Source organism: Kitasatospora sp. McL0602 (genome assembly GCF_052076145.1).
In the GTDB taxonomy this organism is placed as follows: Bacteria; Actinomycetota; Actinomycetes; order Streptomycetales; family Streptomycetaceae; genus Kitasatospora.
In genome coordinates, this window is record NZ_CP197246.1 from 2,336,836 (window position 1) to 2,357,173 (window position 20,338).

Sequence of the window (20,338 nt, forward strand, 5' to 3'; positions counted from 1 at the left end):
GTCGGCGCCCGGAACAGTTGCACCGGGGCCGCAGATGGCTTCCACGCGGACTCGACAGGCGGGGCCCGGGACGGCGCGGGTCGCCAGGATAACCGGGGACATTGGATGGATCTTCGGCGGGAGGGGCGTGAAGGCTCAGTGAACTCCCAGCGCAGTGCCCCTGACCCACTGCGACCAGGCGAGGTTCCAGTCGTTCAGGCCGTTGTCCGGCGGCACGGTGTCACCGTCCTCACCCTTGACCTCGATCACGTCGCCGACGATCGAGCTGTTGTAGAACCAGCCGGCGGGGGTGTCCGGTGAGCCGCCCTTGGCGTCGGCCAGGCCGATGCAGCCGTGGCTGGTGTTGGCCGAGCCGAAGACCGAGTGGTCGGCCCAGTAGTTGCCGTGGACGAAGGTGCCGGAGGCGGTGAGCCGCATCGCGTGCGGGACGTCCTTGATGTCGTACTCGTCGCCCATCCCGACGGTCTGCGAGTTCATCCGGGTGACCTCGTACTTCTCGGAGATCACCAGCGCGCCGAGGTAGGTGGTGTGCTCGGGGCTGCCGCCGGAGATCTTTAGGGTGCGCAGCAGCCTGCCGTCCTGCCGGACGGTCATCGTGTGGGCCTCCAGGTCGACCACGCTGACCTGCGCCCGGCCGACGGTGAAGTGCACGTCCTTGGCCTGGGTGCCGTACTCGCCGGGGGTGCCCTGGACGTCGCGCAGGCGCAGGGCGAGCGAGACCTTGGTGCCGGCCGCCCAGTACTTCTCGGGGCGGAAGTCGAGCCGCTGGTTGCCGTACCAGTGGGCGGCGACGGGCACCGGCGGGTCGGCGGTGACGGTGACGGCCTTCTCGACGGTGGCCCGGTCGGTGATCGGGCGGGTGAAGCGCAGCGAGACGGGCATGCCGACGCCGACGGTGCTGCCGTCCTCGGGAGTGAAGAGGGCGGCGAAGGTGTGGGCGGGGGTGAGGGTGGTGAAGGCGGAGTGCTGCGCGGCGCGCAGGCCGGTGGCGTCTTCCGCGACGGTGTCCAGGGTGTAGGGGGTGGCCAGCGCGAGGTGGCCGTCGTACGCCCAGCTGGTGCCGTCCGCGCCGAGGGTGCCGGTGAGGGCCGTCCCGGCGGCGTCGGCCAGCCGGACGGAGAGCAGCCGGCCCTGGGCGACGGAGACCCGGACGGGGGTGTCGGCAGGCACCTCCTGGGCGGCGTCCTTGGGCGAGGCGCTGATCACCGCGAGCGAGACCGGCGGGCTGGGGGCCGCCGCGTCGCCGCTCGGGGGCGTGCCGCCGGAGCACGCGGTGAGGAGACAGAGCCCGAGGCCCCCCGCGCGCCGCCACCAGCCCCGCATTCCGGCTCTCCGTTCTCAGTCGCCCGTCAGTCGCCCGTAAAGCCGCCCGACCCCGGTGCTAACGACGGCAGGCCCCGGCGGGACACGAGGAAACGAATTCACCCGGCGTGCGCCGGAAGGCCCCCCGGGCGGACAGAATCATTCACACACCGTCACAGGACGATCGATCGCGTGACAGCGGCACCCGATCAGGGAACAAGAGGAGAGCGGGGAAAGGGACTCCTCGCGCTGGGAGGGGTGCGGTCGATGACGGCGTGGCAGGAACTGCAACGGGAGGCGGGCCCCGGCGCGCCGGCACCTGGGCACCAGGGCCCGGACACGCCGTGGCCGGGGAGCTGGCAGCCGCTCGGGGCCCGGTTCCGGACCGCCCGTGAGGGGGTGCAGGGCACCAACTTCGCCCTCTGGGCACCCGCCGCCGAGGCCGTCGACCTGTGCCTCTTCGACGAGGAGGGCCGGGAGAGCAGGCACCCCCTCACCGAACAGAACTTCCAGACCTGGCACGGCTTCCTCCCCGGCGTGCTCCCCGGCACCCGGTACGGCTACCGCGTGCACGGCCGGTGGGACCCGTGGACGGGCGCCCGGTGGAATCCGGCCAAACTGCTGCTCGACCCGTACGCCCGTGCCGTGGACGGCAGTTACACCACCCACGACGCCGTCTGCGCCTCCGTCCGGCACTGGCCCGAGCCGGAGGCCGCCGACACCGTCCGGGACAACCGGGACTCGGCGCCGTACGTGCCGAAGGCCGTGGTCGTCCACGACGACGACGACTGGTACGACGACCAGCGCCCGAAGACCCCCTGGGCCGAGACGGTGCTCTACGAGCTGCACGTCCGCGGCTTCACCATGCGCCACCCCGACATCCCGCCCGCCCTGCGCGGCACGTACGCGGGCCTGGCGCACCCTGCCGCGATCGAGCACCTCACCGGGCTCGGCGTCACCGCCGTCGAGCTGCTGCCGGTGCACCACCACGTCAGCGAGGACCACCTCCAACTACGCGGGCTGACCAACTACTGGGGCTACAACACGCTCGGCTTCTTCGCCCCGCACGCCGGGTACTCCGCCTCCGGCACCCGGGGGCAGCAGGTCGGCGAGTTCAAGCGGATGGTCCGCGCGCTGCACGCGGCGGGCATCGAGGTGATCCTCGACGTGGTCTACAACCACACCGCCGAGAGCGGCGTCACCGGGCCCGCGCTCAGCCTGCGCGGCATCGACAACGGCGGCTACTACCGGCTCGACCGCAGCCGCCGCGGCTACGCCGACTACACCGGCTGCGGCAACACCCTGGACACCCGCCAGCCGCACACCGTCCGGCTGATCACCGACTCGCTGCGCTACTGGGTCACCGAGATGGGCGTGGACGGCTTCCGCTTCGACCTCGCGGCGGCGCTCGCCCGGGGCAGCGACGCCGTGGAGATGCACCACCCCTTCCTCGGCGCCGTCTCCCAGGACCCGCTGCTCAGCCGCGTCAAGCTGATCGCCGAGCCCTGGGACGTCGGCCCCGGCGGCTACCAGGTCGGCGGCTTCCCGCCGCTCTGGGCCGAGTGGAACGACAAGTACCGGGACACCGTCCGGGACTTCTGGCGCGGCGCCCGGCCGGACGTCCGCGAGCTCGGCTACCGGCTCTCCGGCTCCTCCGACCTCTACGCGCGCGGCGGGCGGCGCCCGTACGCCTCCGTCAACTTCGTCACCGCGCACGACGGCTTCACCCTGCGCGACCTGGTCTCCTACAACGGCAAGCACAACGAGGCCAACGGCGAGCAGAACCGGGACGGCACCGACGACAACCGCTCGTGGAACTGCGGCACCGAGGGCGAGCCGGCCGAGCCGGGCACCCACGAGCTGAGGGTACGTCAACTGCGCAACCTGATGACCACCCTGCTGCTCTCCACCGGGGTGCCGATGATCACCGCCGGGGACGAACTCGGCCGCACCCAGGGTGGCAACAACAACGCCTACTGCCAGGACAACGAGGTCAGTTGGCTCGACTGGTCGCTACTGGAGCTGCCCGAGTGGCGCGGCCTGCACGCGCTGACGGCGCAGCTGATCCGGCTCCGCCGGGAGCACCCGGTGCTGCGCCAGCGGGCCTTCTTCTCCGGCCGGGCCGCCGTGCCCGGCGGGCAGCGGGATCTGGCCTGGTTCACCACCCGGGGGCGGGAGATGACCGAGGCCGACTGGTTCGCCCCCACCGCGGCGGTCGGCATGCTGCTCTCGGGCACCGCGATGTCCGAACGCGACCAGCACGGCTGCCCGTTGACCGACGACAGCTTCCTGCTGCTGCTCAACGCCGCCGAGCGGCCGGCCCGCTTCACCCTCCCCGGCGAGCCGTGGGCCACCCGCTACGAGCTGCTGGTCGACACCGCCCGCGGCTGCGCCGAGACCGCGGAGGTGCGGGACTCGGCCGTGGTCGAAGGGCGGTCGCTGCAACTGCTGCGCGCGCCCTGCAGACCCTGAGGGGGCGTGGCTGCCCACGCCCCCGCAGTCACTGCTGCTCGCGTCAGATCTTGTCGGCCGCGATCAGGAGGTAGTGGAAGCTGCCCTCCTTGTAGGCGGTGAGGAACGGGTCCTCGATGCCGGTGGCGAGGGCGGACTTGGCGCGCAGCTCCCAGTAGGGGATGGTCGCGGCGGTCAGGTCGACGACGCTGATCGGGACGAGGTTGTTGGCCGCCAGCGCCTTGAAGTACTGGCTGCGCGGGTGGATGTTGCAGATGTAGTGCTCGTCGATCCGGCTGACGGCCTTGCTGCGCAGGCCCATCACGTCGTTGGAGCAGCCGGTGATGCAGACGTACCGGCCGCCCGTCTCCAGCAGCCGGGAGAACTCGGCGAAGGCCTCGAAGAGGTCGACGTACATCGTCGTCTCGTTGGTCCAGACCGCCCGGCGCGAGCCGGTCTCCAGACCGGTGTCGAGCATGTTGCGGAAGTGGAAGCGGACGCGGTCGGCGACCCCCCGCTGCTGGGCCTGCTCGTTGGCGAAGCCGACCTGGTACTCGGAGATCGAGATGCCGTCGACCTCGCAGCCGAAGCGGTGGTTGGCCATGATGCTGGAGCCGCCCCGGCCGGAGCCGGCGTCGAGCAGCCGGTCGGTCGGCGCGATCGCACCCAGGTGGTCGAGCAGGACGTCGGCCTGGGCGGTCTCCAGCCGGTGCAGCTCCCTGGTGATCCGCTCCTCCCGGGTGGCCTCCGGGCCCTCCAGCACGGCCGGGTCGTAGTCGCCCAGGCCGTAGTGGTGGTGGTAGAGGCCGTCGACCTCGCCGAGCCGGAGGTTCACCGGGTCCTGCTGGTTGGTGTTCCAGTAGTTGGCGACGGACTTCTGGAAGGCCGTGCGCAGGACGTTGGGTGCAGTCGTGGTCATGTCTGGATCACTCCCGGTGCTGTCGCGGACAAGACGGCGAGAAAGGTCAGTTGGCCCGGTAGCGGGCGGATCCGGCGTGCCACTCGCGACTGCCGCCGAGCCAGGCCCAGACGCCGATCAGGAAGCGGCGCAGGGCCGGGGAGCCGGTGACGGCGAGGGCCGCGGCCTCCGACTCGAAGGTCGTCACCAGTTCGTCGTGCACTTCGACGCTGCGCTCGACGGCCTCCTCCATCGAGCACTTCTCCTCCGCCGCGATCAGCGCGGGCAGGTTGTGGTCCAGGCCCGAGGGGTGGGCCTCCTTGGCCAGCGAGTAGAGGTCGTTGACGAGGGTGCTGGCGGTGGCCGCCATGGTCAGGGCCCGGCGCACCCTCGGGTCTGCGTACTCGGCCGGGGGCAGGTCGTAGCCGCCGACGGCGTCGGTCAGCGTGATGCACGGCAGGAAGCTGTTGACCTGACGGCCCGCCAGGTACTCCCAGACCGGGGGCCGGTAGGCGGAGCTGCGCCAGGACGCCTCCGCGCTGTAGCCCGTGAAGAGCAGGGCGATCTCCTGCCGGAAGCGGGCCAGCTGCGCCGGGCTCGCGTACACCGCGAGGTGCTCGGTGGCCGAGCGGAAGGCGACCAGCACCGGGTCCGCGTCGATGCCCCGGCGCAGGCCCTCGGCATACTTGGGCGTCAGGTTGGCGGGGGCGACGGCCGCGTCGGCGACCATCAGCCGGGAGCCGAGCATCGGGCCGACGCCGTCGTGGCCGACGTCTGCGCAGTAGTAGTCGTCGCTGGCCCACTCGGCGAGCGCGCACTTGGCGGCGGCGAGCAGCCGGTCCGGGTCCTCGGTGTCGGGGTGGGCGAGCATCAGCAGCCGACCGAAGTCCGCCTCCCGGACGCGGTCGAGACGGCCCGGGTAGATGCCGACCTCGGCGGCCCAGTCGATCAGCCGCTCGTTGACCAGCTCGCCGAGCGCCGGGTCGTCCCGGAAGGCGGGCGGGCAGTGCAGCGCGGGGACACCCCCCTTCGGGCCGGGGTCCGCCGGAGCGGGCGGGCCGACCGGCCGGGCGGGTACGGACCGCCCGGCCGGACCGGCGAGCAGGAGGCTCGACGCCGTGGTGCCCAGGCCGCTCGGGCCGGGGGCGTGCCAGGCCAGCTCGGGCCGGGCGGGCCGCTCCGCCCCGGCCAGCAGGGCGCGGACCAGGCCCGCCACCTCGTCGGCGGCGGCCGGTGCGAACATCCGGGTCAGCAGTGACACGGTGTCATCTCTCCTTCGGTCGGTGCTCGGCCCGGTCAGCCCCGGGGCCGGGCCACCTCGACGTTCTCCAGCAGACCGATCGCGTCCGGCACCAGCACGGCCGCGGAGTAGTAGGCACTGACGAGGTAGGAGATGACGGCCTTCTCGTCGACGCCCATGAAGCGCACGTTCAGCCCCGGCTCGTACTCGTCCGGGATGCCGGTCTGCCACAGCCCGACGACGCCCTGGTCGTCCTCGCCGGTGCGCACCGCGATGATCGAGGTGCTTTGCCCGCCGAGCACCGGGATCTTGCCGCAGGGCAGCAGCGGCACCCCCCGCCAGGCGGGCAGCCGGTGGCCCATGACCTCCACGCCGCCGAAGTAAAGGCCGCGCCTGTTGCACTCCCGGCCGAAGGCGGCGATGGCCCGGGGGTGGGCGAAGAGGTAGCTGGTGTCGCGGCGCATCGAGAGCAGCTCGTCCAGGTCGTCCGGGGTGGGCGGGCCGGAGTGGGTCTGGATGCGCTGGTCGTACTCGGCGGCGGCCAGCAGGCCGAAGTCGGCGTTGTTGACGAGCTCGAACTCCTGGCGCTCGCGCAGCGCCTCGATGGTGAGCTTGAGCTGCTGCTCGGTCTGGTTCATCGGGTCGCTGTAGAGGTCCGCGACGCGGCTGTGCACCCGCAGCACCGTCTGCGCCACGCTCAGCTCGTACTCGCGCGGGTGGAGCTCGTAGTCCACGTACGTGGTGGGCAGCACGGCCTCGCCGACGTGCCCGGCGGCCAGCTCGATCGCGGCCTCGCCGTGCTGGTCCTGCGACTGCCGGGTGTCGGCGAGGAAGCCGAGGATCTGGTCGCGGAGTACCTCGGAGCGGTCGACCAGCTCCTGGAAGGCGGGCCAGGGCAGGGAGAGCACGGTGCCGGCGGTGGCGGCCTTGACGGTGTAGGGCCAGCGGCCGTCGGCGGCCGTCAGCGCCTCGTCGCCGAGGTGGTCGCCGTCGGCCAGCGAGCCGACCACGACGGTGTCGCCGTACTTGCCGGTGCCCATCCGGTTCACCTTGCCGTGCGCGATCAGGAAGACCTCCTCGATCGGGCGGCCACGCTCGACCAGCACCTCACCGGCGGCCAGCTCGCGCTGGACGAACCGGCTCGCCAGGTCCGTGAGCACGGCGTCGTCCTCGAAGCCGCGCAGCACCGGCAGCTCGCGGAGCGTGGGTGCCACCACGTCGACCCGGCCGCCGGCCTTCACGAAGCTGACCCGCCCCCGGCCGACGGCGTAGCTGAGCCGCCGGTTCACCCGGTAGGACCCGCCGGAGACCTCGACCCAGGGCAGCATCCGGCTGACCCAGCGCGAGCTGATGCCCTGCATCTGCGGCTCGGTCTTGGTGGTGGTGGCGAGATTGCGCGCCGCCACGGTGCTGAGGCTGAGCTGCTCCTGCAACTCGGCCTGGGCCCCGGCGGCCGGACCGGTCTCCACCGACATCGGCTTCCCCACCTCTCGCACTGCTGATCACCCCTTGCGCTCTCATGCAAGCGCAGGGTGACTTCGCGTCACAACCATTGGCGGAAGCACTCGTTTCACGCACGCCCCCCTTGTCACGTACGCGCCCCCTGGGCGTACCCCTGGGCGTACCCCTGGGCGCGCGACCGGGCCATGCCTGGACCATGGCCGGTTCCGAACCGCACACCGTGTCAGGTGCAAAAAATGAGATGAGAAATGTCGGCCCGGCGGCCTACCCTCTCCGCGATGGCCGAGAACCCGATCCCCCAGCCCCGCCGGTCCACCGTCCGCTCCCTGCTGCGGCTGTGGCCGTACGCGCGCACGGCCCGCTGGCACATCGCCGGCTCGACCGCCGCCGCCGCGATCGCCTCCGGCAGCGTGCTGCTGGTGCCGCTGGTGCTCGGCCGGATCGTCGACGGGCCGGTCGCCCACCACGACTACGCCGGCCTCTGGCCGCTCGCCGGGCTGCTCCTGCTGCTCGGCCTGGTGGAGGCCGCGCTGTTCGGCGTCCGCCGGGTGATCGTGGCCCGCCCGCTGGCCCGGGTCGAGAGCACCATGCGCGGCGATCTCTTCGCCAAGCTCCAGCGCCTGCCGGTGGCCTTCCACGACCGTTGGCCCTCCGGCCAGCTGCTCTCCCGGGCGACCTCCGACATGTTCACCATGCGGCTGTTCCTGGCCTTCCCGCTGGTCTTCCTGATCGTCAACACGACGGTCTTCCTGACCGGTACGGCGATGATGTTCGTCCTCGACTGGCGGCTCGGGCTGATCACCCTCACCCCCGCCGTGCCGCTGCTCTTCCTCACCCGGTACTTCGAGAGCCGGTACTCGCTGGCCGCCCGCCGCTCCCAGGACCAGAACGGCGACCTCGCCACCCTGGTCGAGGAGTCCGTCCTCGGCATCCGCATCCTGAAGGCCTTCGGCCGCCACCGCACGATGGCCGAGCGCTTCCGGCAGCAGAGCGCCGCGCTGCGCGAGACCGAGATCGCCAAGGCCGGGATGCTGGCCAACCTGTGGGCCGTCATCGTCGGCCTGCCCGAACTCGCACTCGGCTGCGCGCTCGCGCTCGGCGCCGTCCAGGTCGCCCACGACGAGCTGACGGCCGGCACCCTGGTCGCCTTCCTGTCCACCGCGATGGCGCTGCGCTGGCCCGTCGAGTCGCTCGGCTGGCTGCTCGCGTACGCCAACGAGGCCGCCACCGCGACGGACCGCTACTTCGAGGTGATGGACGAGCCGGAGCCCACCGAGCCCGGCTCCGGCCTCCCCGCCACCGCCGACCGGGGCATCCGCTTCACCGACGTCCGCTTCCGCTACCCGGACGCGCCCGACGACACCCCCGACCTGCTCTGCGGCATCGACCTGCACATCCGCCCCGGCGAGACGATGGCCCTGGTCGGCGCGACCGGCAGCGGCAAGACCACCCTCACCGCACTGCTGCCCCGGCTGTACGAGGCCACCGGCGGCTCGATCACGCTGGACGGCCGCGACGTCCGGGACATCCCCCGGCCCCGGCTGCGCGAGCTGGTCTCGGTCGCCTTCGAGGACCCGACGCTCTTCTCCGCCACCGTCCGGGAGAACGTGCTCATGGGCACCCCCGGTGCGAGCGAGGAGCAGCTCTCCGCCGCCCTGCGCACCGCGCAGGCGCACTTCGTCGAGAAGCTCCCCGACGGCGTCGCGACGGAGGTCGGCGAGCAGGGCCTGAGCCTCTCCGGCGGTCAGCGGCAGCGGCTCGCGCTGGCCCGCGCGGTCGTCGGCGAGCCCGGCTTCCTGGTGCTGGACGACCCGCTCTCCGCGTTGGACGTGCACACCGAGGCGCTGGTCGAGCAGGCGCTGCGCCAGGTGCTCGGCTCGACCACCGCACTGGTCGTCGCCCACCGCCCGAGCACCGTCATGCTGGCCGACCGCGTCGCGGTGCTGGAGGACGGCCGGATCACCGCCGTCGGCACCCACCACGACCTGCTGCAGAGCTCCGCCACCTACCGCGAACTGATGACGGGCCAGGCCGCCGTCGGCGTCGATGCCCCCGCGCTCGAAGGGAGCCCCGCCCGATGACCACCACGCTGGAACCACCCGCCGAGACCGAGGAGCTGCCGCCGCAGGCCGCCACCGAGGACGAGGACATCCCCGTACCCCCCGGCTCCGCCCGCCGCCTGCTCGGCGAGCTGCTCGGCCCGCACCGGCGGCGGATCTCGATCGCCATGCTGGCGATCCTGCTCCAGCAGGCCGCCCAGCAGTCCGGCCCGCTGCTGGTCGCCATCGCCATGGACCAGGGCATCCCGGCACTGCGCGAGCACCGCGCGGGCCCGCTGGTCGCGGTGATCGGCGCCTACCTGGCCTGCGCGGCACTGAGCACCGTCCTGCAGCGGTCCTTCATCCGGCTCAGCGGCCGGATCAACCAGGACATCCTGCTGACCCTGCGCGGCCGGATCTTCCGGCACGCCCAGCGGCTCAGCCTGGACTTCCACGAGCGCTACACCTCGGGCCGGATCATCTCCCGCGCGACCAGCGACGTGGACGCCCTGCGCGAGCTGCTCAACGAGGGCCTCCAGGAGATCCTGACGGTCTGCCTGTCGGTCTGTTACATCAGCGTCGTGCTGCTGGTGATGGACTGGCGGCTCGGGCTGGCCGCGCTGGTCTCGTTCCTGCCGATGTACCTGATCATCCGGTCGTTCCGGCGCCGCTCGCTGAAGGTCTACCGGCGCTCCCGGACGGCCGTCGCCTCGGTGATCGTCCGCTTCACCGAGACCATGAACGGCATCCGGCCGGTCCAGGCCTTCCGCCGCGAGGCCGCCAACGAGGCCGCCTTCGACACCGCCAACCGGTCCTCCGCCACGGCCACCGCCGACGGCCTGCTGGAGATGGCCCGGTACGTGTTCCTCTCCCGGGCCGCCGCCAACGTCTGGATCGCCGGCGTGGTCGTCCTCGGCGCCGTGCTGGTCATCGAGGGCGGCATGGCGCTCGGCGTGATGACCGCCTTCGTGCTCTACCTGCGCCGCCTGTACGACCCGATCGACCACCTGGCGATGTTCCTGAACAGCTACCAGTCGGCCGCCGCCGCCCTGGAGAAGATCGCCGGGCTGATGGCCCACGAGCCGACCGTCGGCGAGCCCGAGCGGCCCGCCGAGCTGCCCGCCGCCACCGGCCAGGGCCGCGAGGTCTCCTTCGAGGGCGTCCGCTTCGCCTACCGGACGGGCAAGGAGGTGCTGCCCACCTTCGACCTGCGGCTCCCCGCCGGGCGCACCACCGCCGTGGTGGGCGCCACCGGCGCGGGCAAGTCGACGCTGGCCAAGCTGCTCGCCCGCTTCTACGACCCGACCAGCGGGCGCATCCTGCTGGACGGCGTCGACCTGCGGGAGCTCTCCGGCGCCGAGCTGCGGCGCGGCGTGGTGATGGTCACCCAGGAGTCCTTCCTGTTCTCCGGCACCGTCGCGGAGAACATCGGCGTCGGCCGCCCCGACGCCACCCGGGCCGAGATCGAGCAGGCCGCCCGCGAGATCGGCGCGTACGAGTTCATCGCCGCCCTGCCGGACGGCTTCGACACCGACGTCCGCAAGCGCGGCGGCCGGATCTCGGCCGGCCAGCGCCAGCTGGTCGCCTTCGCCCGCGCCCTGCTCGCCGACCCGGCCGTCCTGATCCTCGACGAGGCGACGTCCTCCCTGGACGTCCCCGGCGAGCAGGCCGTGCAGCACGCCATGCAGACCGTCCTGGCCGGACGGACGGCAGTGATCATCGCCCACCGCCTCTCCACCGTCGAGATCGCCGACCGCGTCCTCGTCATGGACCAGGGCCGCATCGTCGAGGACGGCACCCCCGCCGCACTCATCTCCGGCGAGGGCCACTTCGCGGGCCTCCACCAGGCCTGGCGCGACAGCCTGGTCTGACGTGACCGGCCGGCCCAGCGGGGGCGCGCGCAACCGCGCGCCCCCGCTGGCTACCGTGGGCGGCTAGCGCAGCAGCCCTGCGTCCATCCCGCCGGACTCCGCCGGCAGCGCGACGAGCCCGAGCTCCGCCGGGGACGCCAGCAGGTGGTGCGTCGGCAGCACCCGGACGGTGTACCCGAACGGCCCGGTGCGCGAGAGCTCGAGCGAGCCCTCGTAGCGGTGCCTGCTGTCGAGATCGGGCCCGCCGACGGGCTTGAGCGCCAGCGCCACCGCGTCGGAGAGCCGGTCCGTCTCGTCGACCCGGCCGGAGACGACCTGGACCTCGACGTCCGAGGGTTCCAGCGCCCCGAGCGAGACCGAGACCCGCAGCGTCAGCGTGCTGCCCAGCTCCTGGGCCTCCAGCGAGCCCTCGGCCTCGACGTGCTCGACCCGGACGGCGGGCCAGGCCTGCCGGACCTTGGCCTTCCACTCGGCCAGTGCACGGGCCCCGACCACTCCCCCGGCGGGGCAGGCCGCGACCAGCTCCCGCTGGGCGGTGGCCGCCGGGGCGTACAGCCGCTCCACGTACTCCCGGACCATGCGTCCGGCCAGCACCTTGGGGCCGAGGGTGACGAGGGTGTGCCGGACCATCGCGATCCAGCGGTGCGGCAGCCCGTCCGAGGCCCGGTCGTAGAACCGGGCCGCGACCTGGTGCTCGATCAGGTCGTAGAGCGCGGCGGATTCGATGTCGTCCCGCCGGACGGCCTCGCTGCTCTCCGGGTCCATCGTGGAGCCGACGCCGTCGGCGGTCGGGATGGCCCAACCGTTCTGGCCGTCGTACCACTCGTCCCACCAGCCGTCGAGGACGGAGAGGTTGAGGCACCCGTTCAGGGCGGCCTTCATGCCGGACGTGCCGCACGCCTCCAACGGGCGCAGCGGGTTGTTCAGCCAGACGTCGCAGCCGGGGTAGAGATGCTGGGCCATGGCCATGTCGTAGTCGGGCAGGAAGACGATCCGGTGCCGGACGGCGGGGTCGTCGGCGAAGGCGACCAGCTGCTGGATGAGCCGCTTGCCGCCGTCGTCGGCCGGGTGGGCCTTGCCCGCGACGACGATCTGGATCGGGTTGGTCGGGTGCAGCAGCAGGGCCCGCAGCCGGTCGGGGTCACGCAGCATCAGGGTGAGCCGCTTGTACGAGGGGACGCGCCGGGCGAAGCCGATGGTGAGCACGTCCGGGTCGAGGACGGAGCCGACCCAGCCGAGTTCGGCGTCGCCCGCGCCGCGCTGGCGCCAGGATTCGCGCAGCCGCCGCCGGGCCTCGTCGACGAGCTGGGAGCGCAGGCTGCGGCGGAGCTCCCAGATCTCGCCGTTGGCGATCTTCTCCAGGCCGGTCCAGCGCTTGGCCTCGCCGGTCATCATGGCGTTCTCGGCGCGTTCGAGGCCGAGTTCGGCGGCGCCGAGCCGGACGACCGCCGGGTCGATCCAGGTCGGGGCGTGGACGCCGTTGGTGACGGAGGTGATGGGCACCTCGGCGGCGTCGAAGCCCGGCCAGAGGCCGCTGAACATGCCCCGGCTGACCTCCCCGTGCAGGGTGGAGACGCCGTTGGCGCGCTGGGCCAGGCGCAGGCCCATCGCGGCCATGTTGAAGAGCTTCGGGTCGCCGCCGAGCCAGTTCTCGGCGCCGAGCGCGAGCACCTGGTCGGCGGGGACGCCGGGTAGGGCGGCGTCGCCGCTGAAGTGCCGGGCGACGAGCTCGCGGTCGAAGCGGTCGATCCCGGCGGGGACGGGGGTGTGGGTGGTGAACAGCGTCCCGGCCCGGACGGCCTCCAGGGCGGCGCCGAAAGCCAGACGGTCCGAGGGGAGGGCGCCCGGCCCGTCGGCGACGAGCTCGCGGATCCGCTCGACGCCGAGGAAGCCGGCGTGGCCCTCGTTGGTGTGGAAGACCTCGGGTGCGGCGTGGCCGGTGAGCCGGCAGTAGGTGCGCACCGCGCGGACGCCGCCGATGCCGAGCAGCATCTCCTGGAGCAGCCGGTGCTCGCTGCCGCCGCCGTAGAGGCGGTCGGTGACGTTGCGGTCGGCGGCGGTGTTTGCCTCGATGTCGGAGTCGAGCAGCAGCAGCGGTACCCGCCCGACCTGGGCCTTCCAGACGTGGGCGGCGAGGGTGCGGCCGCCCGGGAGGGCGAGGTCGACCCGGCAGGGGGTGGAGTCGTTCTCCCGGAGCAGGCTGACGGCCAGTTCGTCGGGGTCGAGCAGGGGGTAGCGCTCCTGCTGCCAGCCGTCGCGGGAGAGCGACTGGCGGAAGTAGCCGTGCCGGTAGAAGAGCCCGACGCCGATGATCGGTACGCCGAGGTCGCTGGCGGCCTTGAGGTGGTCCCCGGCGAGGATGCCGAGGCCGCCGGAGTACTGGGGCAGCGCGGCGGCGATGCCGTACTCGGGGGAGAAGTAGGCGATGGCGGCGGGCAGGGGGCTGCTGCCGTCACCGGGTGGGAGCGCTGTCTGGTACCAGCGCGGTCCGGTCAGGTAGTCGCGCAGGTCGTCGGAGAGATCGCCCAGTCTGCGGAGGAAGCGGCGGTCGGCGGCCAGGGCCGCCAGTCTTCCCGCCGGTACCTCGCCGAGCAGCCGCACCGGGTCCTCCCCGACCGCGGCCCACACCTCGGGGTCGACGGAGCGGAACAGCTCCCTCGTCTCGGGGTGCCAGGACCAGCGGAGATTCAGGGCGAGCTCGTGCAACGGCTGGAGTTGTTCGGGCAGGACGGTGCGCACGGTGAATCTGCGGATTGCCTTCACGGCGTGCAGCCTAGACCCGGCCACCGGCGTGATGGGGCGTCAACTCTGCTCCGGTGCACCCGTTCGGGCCATTGATGAGATCACAGTCGGCGCACTTCAGGGCGCACGGGGCGCGAAGGGGCGCATTCCCCGGCAAACACGCGCTCCCGGCGTGTGAACAGCCCGGGACATCCACATTTCCACTGGCCGATATGCCCCCGGACACCGTCCGAAATCACGCGCTTACTGTCCCGTAGGTCTTGCCGGTGATGCGAGGATGCACAAAGGTCGTTGGAGCTGTGGGGAGTGCGATCCGGATGGTGCCCCCCACCGCCCCGCGCCCGGATTCCTCTTCACCTCGACGCACCCTCATTTCCTAGGCCCCTTTAGCCCATTCGGCCACAGCGGTGCCCGTCAGGCGTGTCCTCATCCCTCGACCGATCGTTTTCGAGTGGGTTGGGTCACTCCGGGGCGCACCCCGAGAGCCGCGCGCCGGGACGCGCGCGAACTCCCGGGGTCCTGGGCCGGATGCGGGCCGGTGGCCGGGCGCGGCGGCGGGGACAGGCTTCCGGTCGCACGTCCTCTCTCACCCAGCAGTCCTCCCGGTACTCCCCTGGCCCCGCACCGGCCGGCGGGAGCTGCCGCCGATCTCGGGCAGGAGTTTGGCATGCACGGCGACACGCGGGACACGTCCACCTCGGCGACCGACCGCCCTGACATCCCGTCGGGCGACGAGCCTCCCCTACCGGCCCCGCGCACGCCCCGCAAGGCGAGCGCCGCCCGCAAGACGGCCGCTCCCCGGCCGGCCGCCGCGCCACGCAAGGCCGCCGCCACCGCAAGCCCGCAGACTGCGACCAAAGCCCCTGCCACCAGGGCACGCAAGGCCACCGGTGCGACTGCCGGTACGACCGCCCGCAAGAAGACAGAGAGCGACACCGTGATCGGCCGCATCCCCGTCCTGGACGTGAACCCACTGATCGACGCCGGGCGGCGCCCGGCCAAGGCCGTGGCCGGCGAGCGCTTCCTCGTCACCGCCACGGTGTTCCGCGAGGGCCACGAGGCGGTCAACGCCAACGTGGTGCTGCGCGACCCGCGCGGCCGCAGCGGCCCGTGGACGCCGATGCGGGAGCTGGCCCCCGGCACCGACCGCTGGGGCGCGTACGTCACCCCGCCGGCCGAGGGGCGCTGGTCGTACCTGGTCGAGGCCTGGGGTGACCCGGTGGCGGGCTGGCGCAAGGCCGCCGCCGTCAAGCTGCCCGCCGGCGTGGACACGGCGCTCGTCCTCGAGGAGGGCGCGCAGCTGCTGGAGCGCGCCGCCGCCGGGGTGCCGAAGAAGGAGGGCCGGGCCTTCGTGCTGGCGGCCGTGGACGCGCTGCGCGACCCGGCGCTGCCGCCGCTCAGCCGGCTGGCGGCGGCGCTCGCCCCGGAGGTGACGCGCCTGCTGGAGCGCTACCCGCTGCGGGAGTTGGTCACCAGCACCCGCCCGCTGCCGCTCCAGGTCGACCGGCGACGGGCGCTGTACGGGGCCTGGTACGAGTTCTTCCCGCGTTCGGAGGGCGCCGTCGTCGACCCGGACGGCAACGCGCCCCCGGTCTCCGGCACCTTCCGGACGGCCGCCGGGCGGCTGCCCGCCGTGGCCGCGATGGGCTTCGACGTGGTCTACCTGCCGCCGGTGCACCCGATCGGCCGGGCCTGGCGCAAGGGCCCGGACAACTCCCTGACGGCGGGCCCGCACGACGTCGGCTCGCCGTGGGCGATCGGCTCGCCGGAGGGCGGCCACGATGCCGTCCACCCGGATCTGGGCACCATCGAGGACTTCGACCACTTCGTCTCGGAGGCCACCGCCCTCGGCCTGGAGATCGCCCTCGACTTCGCCCTCCAGTGCTCCCCGGACCACCCGTGGGTGAACAAGCACCCCGAGTGGTTCACCCACCGGGCCGACGGCACCATCGCCTACGCCGAGAACCCGCCGAAGAAGTACCAGGACATCCACCCCGTCAACTTCGACCAGGACATGGACGGCCTGGTCAAGGAGACGCTGCGGATCCTGCGGTTCTGGATGGGGCACGGCGTCCGGATCTTCCGGGTCGACAACCCGCACACCAAGCCGGTGGTCTTCTGGGAGAAGGTGCTCGGCGACATCGCCCGCACCGACCCGGACGTGGTCTTCCTGGCCGAGGCGTTCACCCGCCCGGCGATGATGCACACCCTCGGGAAGATCGGCTTCCACCAGTCGTACACCTACTTCACCTGGCGCGTCACCAAGGCCGAGCTCACCGAGTACCTGACCGAGCTGACCGGCGAGGCCGCCGCGTACATGCGGCCGAACTTCTTCGCCAACACCCCGGACATCCTGCCCGAGCACCTGCGGACGGGCGGCCGGGCGGCCTTCGCCCTGCGGGCGGTGCTGGCGGCCACCCTCGCGCCCAGCTACGGCATCTACGCGGGCTACGAGCTGTGCGAGAACGAGGCCGTCCACCCGGGCTCGGAGGAGTACGCCCGCTCCGAGAAGTACGAGCTGCGCCCGCGCGACTGGACCACCCCCGACACCCTCGCGCCGCTGATCACCACCCTGAACCGGCTCCGGCGCAGGCACCCGGCCCTCCAGCAGCTCCGGGACCTGCGGTTCCACCCGACGGACAACGAGCACGTCCTCGCCTACAGCAAGACCGCCACCACCGAGGACGGCCTGACCGACCGGGTGATCACGGTGGTCAACCTCGACCCGCACCACCCCCAGGAAGCGACCGTCACGCTCGACTCCGACGGCCCGGTCACCGTGCACGACGAGCTCACCGGGGCCACCTACACCTGGGGCCGGCACAACTACGTCCGCCTCGACCCGGCGTCCGGGCCGGCCCACCTCCTCACGGTTCGGAGGAACCAGCTGTGACAGTCAACGAGCCCGTCCATGACACCTTCGCCGAGACGCCGCCGAAGAACCTGGACCCGGAGTGGTTCAAACGCGCGGTCTTCTACGAGGTCCTGGTGCGGTCCTTCCAGGACAGCAACGGCGACGGCATCGGGGACCTCAAGGGCCTCACCTCCAAGCTGGACTACCTCCAGTGGCTGGGCGTGGACTGCCTCTGGATCCCGCCGTTCTTCGCCTCGCCGCTGCGCGACGGCGGGTACGACGTGGCGGACTACAAGTCAGTGCTGCCCGAGTTCGGCGACCTGGCCGACTTCGTGGAGTTCACCGACGCCGCGCACGCGCGCGGCATGCGGGTGATCATCGACTTCGTGATGAACCACACGAGTGACCAGCACCCGTGGTTCCAGGAGTCCCGCAAGGACCCTGACGGCCCGTACGGCGACTTCTACATGTGGGCCGACGACGACAAGCAGTACCCGGACGCGCGGATCATCTTCGTCGACACCGAGTCCTCCAACTGGACGTACGACCCCGTCCGCAAGCAGTACTTCTGGCACCGCTTCTTCTCGCACCAGCCCGACCTGAACTACGACAACCCGCGGGTGCAGGAGGAGATGATCGCGGGCCTGCGGTTCTGGCTGGACCTCGGCATCGACGGCTTCCGGCTCGATGCGGTGCCGTACCTCTTCGCCCGCGAGGGCACCAACTGCGAGAACCTCCCCGAGACGCACGAGTTCCTGCGCCGGGTCCGCAAGGAGATCGACGCGGACTACCCGGACACCGTGCTGCTGGCGGAGGCCAACCAGTGGCCCGAGGACGTGGTCGACTACTTCGGCGACTTCGCCTCCGGCGGCGACGAGTGCCACATGGCCTTCCACTTCCCGGTGATGCCGCGGATCTTCATGGCGGTGCGCCGGGAGTCCCGCTACCCGGTCTCCGAGATCCTCGCCAAGACGCCGACCATCCCCGGCAACTGCCAGTGGGGCATCTTCCTGCGCAACCACGACGAGCTGACCCTGGAGATGGTCACCGACGAGGAGCGCGACTACATGTACGCGGAGTACGCCAAGGACCCGCGGATGCGTGCCAACGTCGGCATCCGGCGCCGGCTCGCGCCGCTGCTGGAGAACGACCGGAACCAGATCGAGCTGTTCACCGCCCTGCTGCTCTCGCTGCCCGGCTCGCCGGTGCTCTACTACGGCGACGAGATCGGCATGGGCGACAACATCTGGCTGGGCGACCGGGACGGCGTCCGGACGCCGATGCAGTGGACGCCCGACCGCAACGCGGGTTTCTCCTCGGCCGACCCGGGCAGGCTCAGTCTGCCGCCCATCATGGACCCGGTGTACGGCTTCCAGGTGACCAACGTCGAAGCACAGCAGAGCAGTTCGAGTTCACTGCTGCACTGGACGCGGCGCATGATCGAGATCCGCAAGCTCAACCCCGCGTTCGGCCTCGGCAGCTACACCGAGCTGCCCTCCAGCAACCCCGCAGTGCTGGCCTTCGTACGCGAGTACGAGGGAGATCTGGTCATGTGCGTGAACAACTTCTCGCGGTTCGCGCAGCCGACCGAGCTGGACCTGCGGCGCTACGGCGGGCGGTACCCGGTGGAGCTGATCGGCGGCGTGCGCTTCCCGTCCATCGGTGAGTGGCCGTACCTGCTCACCCTGGCCGGGCACGGCTTCTACTGGTTCCAGCTGCGCAAGCCGCACGCGCAGTAACACTCCATGCAACAACGATCAATGCAGTAACGATCCATCAGGGTCGGCACCTCCCCGGGGGCGCGAGAGCCAAGGCTCGCGCCCCCGGAGCTCTCTGCACCACCGCGTACGGAGAACAGCCCAACGGCCACCCACACTATGGCGTGACACCCGAGCCCGGCTCGCGTGCCGTCGCCGCCGCGCCGCCGAAATCCGGAAGACTGACGGACCCGGCCAGACCCGTCGGGCAGTCGGCCCGCTTCCGGGGAAAGGGAGTCATGTCCGAAACCTCCCGTTCTCAAGCCCGTGTGCACCACGAGACCGCCGACGGCGCCCCCGCGCCCGTCGGCACTCGCGGCGCCGGGGTTCGGAGAACCGCCCCCGGGGTCAGCGAACTGGTGCAGGCCGCGCTGCCGCTGATCTCCGCCTGGCTGCCGAGCCAGCGCTGGTACGCCGGCAAGGGGCGCGCGATCACCGGCCTCACGCCGGTCCTGGCCACCCCGCTGCAGGTCGGCGACCCCGCCCTGCTGCACCTGCTGCTGCGGGTCGAGCACTCCGGCGGCAGCGACGTCTACCAGCTGCTCCTCGGCACCCGCTCCGGCCAGCCCACCGGCCTGCCGCCGAACACCGTGCTCGGGCGGCTCACCGGCGGCCCGTACGACGGCGCGGCGCTCTACGACGCGCTGCACGACCCCGAGCTGACCGGCCGTCTGCTGGAGCACCTGGCCACCGGGGACCGCTTCGGCTCGCTCGCCTTCCGCCGCACCCCCGGCCCCGGCCTGCCCAGCAACCTCCCCGGCCGCGCCTCCACCGCCGAGCAGAGCAACAGCTCGGTGATCTACGGCACCGCGTTCATCCTCAAGCTCTTCCGCCGCATCAGCCCCGGCACCAACCCCGACCTGGAGCTCTCGCTCGCCCTCTCCCGGGCCGGGTCCACCCGCATCCCCCGGGTCGCCGCGTGGTTCGAGAGCCGTCTGGAGCGATCGGAACCAGCCACTCTCGGCCTTCTCCAGCGCTACCTGCCGGACGCCGAGGACGGCTGGGAGATCGCCCTCGACCAGGTCGGCCGGCTCAAGGGCGACCCCTCGCCCGGCAACTTCGCCATCGAGGCGCACCGGCTCGGCCGGGCCACCGCCGAGGTGCACCGCGTACTGGCCCGCTCGATGCCCGTCGACCGCCTCGACCGCGCCCAACTCACCCTGCTCGCAGGCGCCATGGCCGACCGCCTGGACAGCGCGGTGACGGCCGTGCCCGGCCTGCTGCGCTACCGCAGCGCACTGCGCACCGCCTTCCGGGCACTGACGGCCGACCACCTGGAGGGCGTGCCCGTCCAGCGCATCCACGGCGACCTGCACCTCGGGCAGGCGATGCGCACCCCGCACGGCTGGGTGCTGCTCGACTTCGAGGGCGAGCCCGCCAAGCCGCTCGCCGAGCGCCGCCTCCCGCAGCCCGCCCTGCGGGACGTCGCCGCGATGCTGCGCTCCTTCGACTACGCCGCCGCCCACCTGCTCGCCGGGGCCCCGCACAACCCCGAGCTGGCCCACCTCGCGGCGGCCTGGGCGGCCCGCAACCGCACGGCCTACTGCGCGGGCTACAGCGCCGGGGGCGGCGCCGACCCGGGCGCCTCACCGGAGCTGATGCGGGCGCTGGAGATCGACAAGGCGGTCTACGAGGTGGTCTACGAGGCCAGACACCGGCCCAGCTGGCTGCCCATCCCGCTGGCCGCCATCAACCGCCTGGCCCTCACCGTCTGAAGCCCCGC

At 72.3% G+C, this 20,338-nt stretch carries 11 protein-coding genes; 6 read left to right on the plus strand and 5 right to left on the minus strand.

Going from position 1 to position 20,338, the window contains the following annotated elements; all coding sequences use genetic code 11:
- Nucleotides 1–135 precede the first annotated feature (135 nt).
- Complete coding sequence (locus ACR68M_RS10540) at nt 136–1,323, minus strand: L,D-transpeptidase (protein ID WP_441250184.1); 1,188 nt, start codon at nt 1,321–1,323, stop codon at nt 136–138.
- A gap of 246 nt (nt 1,324–1,569) precedes the next feature.
- Here ACR68M_RS10540 and glgX point away from each other — a divergent pair, with 246 nt between their 5' ends.
- Nucleotides 1,570–3,774, plus strand: a complete 2,205-nt coding sequence (glgX, locus tag ACR68M_RS10545) for a glycogen debranching protein GlgX (protein ID WP_441250185.1) — start codon at nt 1,570–1,572, stop codon at nt 3,772–3,774.
- Nucleotides 3,775–3,817: 43 nt separating this feature from the next.
- Here glgX and ACR68M_RS10550 read toward each other — a convergent pair whose 3' ends face one another.
- The 3 genes from ACR68M_RS10550 to ACR68M_RS10560 are packed head-to-tail and all read right to left on the minus strand — an operon-like array spanning nt 3,818 to nt 7,366.
- Nucleotides 3,818–4,672: a geranyl diphosphate 2-C-methyltransferase gene (locus ACR68M_RS10550; RefSeq protein WP_441250186.1), complete on the minus strand. Its 855-nt coding sequence runs from the start codon at nt 4,670–4,672 to the stop codon at nt 3,818–3,820.
- A gap of 46 nt (nt 4,673–4,718) precedes the next feature.
- Nucleotides 4,719–5,912: a family 2 encapsulin nanocompartment cargo protein terpene cyclase gene (locus tag ACR68M_RS10555; protein ID WP_441250187.1), complete on the minus strand. Its 1,194-nt coding sequence runs from the start codon at nt 5,910–5,912 to the stop codon at nt 4,719–4,721.
- A 35-nt stretch (nt 5,913–5,947) separates the two neighbouring features.
- Entirely contained in the window at nt 5,948–7,366 is a 1,419-nt protein-coding gene (locus ACR68M_RS10560) for a family 2B encapsulin nanocompartment shell protein (protein WP_441250188.1), read from the minus strand.
- Nucleotides 7,367–7,630: 264 nt separating this feature from the next.
- Here ACR68M_RS10560 and ACR68M_RS10565 point away from each other — a divergent pair, with 264 nt between their 5' ends.
- A complete protein-coding gene (locus ACR68M_RS10565) occupies nt 7,631–9,433 on the plus strand; it encodes an ABC transporter ATP-binding protein (RefSeq protein ID WP_441250189.1) in 1,803 nt (600 codons plus the stop codon).
- Nucleotides 9,430–11,262, plus strand: coding sequence for an ABC transporter ATP-binding protein (locus tag ACR68M_RS10570; RefSeq protein WP_441250190.1), 1,833 nt, complete (start codon nt 9,430–9,432; stop codon nt 11,260–11,262). The genes ACR68M_RS10565 and ACR68M_RS10570 overlap by 4 nt, the downstream gene beginning before the upstream one ends.
- Nucleotides 11,263–11,325: 63 nt before the next feature.
- On the opposite strand, the gene glgP is transcribed toward ACR68M_RS10570, so the two are convergent.
- The gene (gene glgP, locus ACR68M_RS10575; RefSeq protein ID WP_441250191.1) at nt 11,326–14,025 is read right to left on the minus strand and encodes an alpha-glucan family phosphorylase; all 2,700 of its coding nucleotides are present in this window, start codon (nt 14,023–14,025) and stop codon (nt 11,326–11,328) included.
- Nucleotides 14,026–14,941: 916 nt separating this feature from the next.
- Here glgP and ACR68M_RS10580 point away from each other — a divergent pair.
- The 3 genes from ACR68M_RS10580 (at nt 14,942) to ACR68M_RS10590 (ending at nt 20,330) form a co-directional block, all read left to right on the plus strand.
- A complete protein-coding gene (locus ACR68M_RS10580; RefSeq protein WP_441251571.1) occupies nt 14,942–16,897 on the plus strand; it encodes an alpha-1,4-glucan--maltose-1-phosphate maltosyltransferase in 1,956 nt (651 codons plus the stop codon).
- Nucleotides 16,894–18,597 carry a maltose alpha-D-glucosyltransferase gene (treS, locus tag ACR68M_RS10585; protein ID WP_441250192.1) on the plus strand — a complete coding sequence of 568 codons (1,704 nt, stop codon included), beginning with the start codon at nt 16,894–16,896 and terminating at the stop codon, nt 18,595–18,597. The genes ACR68M_RS10580 and treS overlap by 4 nt, the downstream gene beginning before the upstream one ends.
- A 257-nt stretch (nt 18,598–18,854) precedes the next feature.
- A complete protein-coding gene (locus ACR68M_RS10590; protein WP_441250193.1) occupies nt 18,855–20,330 on the plus strand; it encodes a maltokinase N-terminal cap-like domain-containing protein in 1,476 nt (491 codons plus the stop codon).
- Nucleotides 20,331–20,338 lie beyond the last annotated feature (8 nt).

Coding starts and splice junctions, on each gene's coding strand:
- glgX (WP_441250185.1), top strand. CDS start 1,570: ATGACGGCGTGGCAGGAACTGCAACGGGAGGCGGGCCCCGGCGCGCCG.
- ACR68M_RS10565 (WP_441250189.1), top strand. CDS start 7,631: ATGGCCGAGAACCCGATCCCCCAGCCCCGCCGGTCCACCGTCCGCTCC.
- ACR68M_RS10570 (WP_441250190.1), top strand. CDS start 9,430: ATGACCACCACGCTGGAACCACCCGCCGAGACCGAGGAGCTGCCGCCG.
- ACR68M_RS10550 (WP_441250186.1), bottom strand. CDS start 4,672: ATGACCACGACTGCACCCAACGTCCTGCGCACGGCCTTCCAGAAGTCC.
- ACR68M_RS10590 (WP_441250193.1), top strand. CDS start 18,855: ATGTCCGAAACCTCCCGTTCTCAAGCCCGTGTGCACCACGAGACCGCC.
- ACR68M_RS10560 (WP_441250188.1), bottom strand. CDS start 7,366: ATGTCGGTGGAGACCGGTCCGGCCGCCGGGGCCCAGGCCGAGTTGCAG.
- ACR68M_RS10540 (WP_441250184.1), bottom strand. CDS start 1,323: ATGCGGGGCTGGTGGCGGCGCGCGGGGGGCCTCGGGCTCTGTCTCCTC.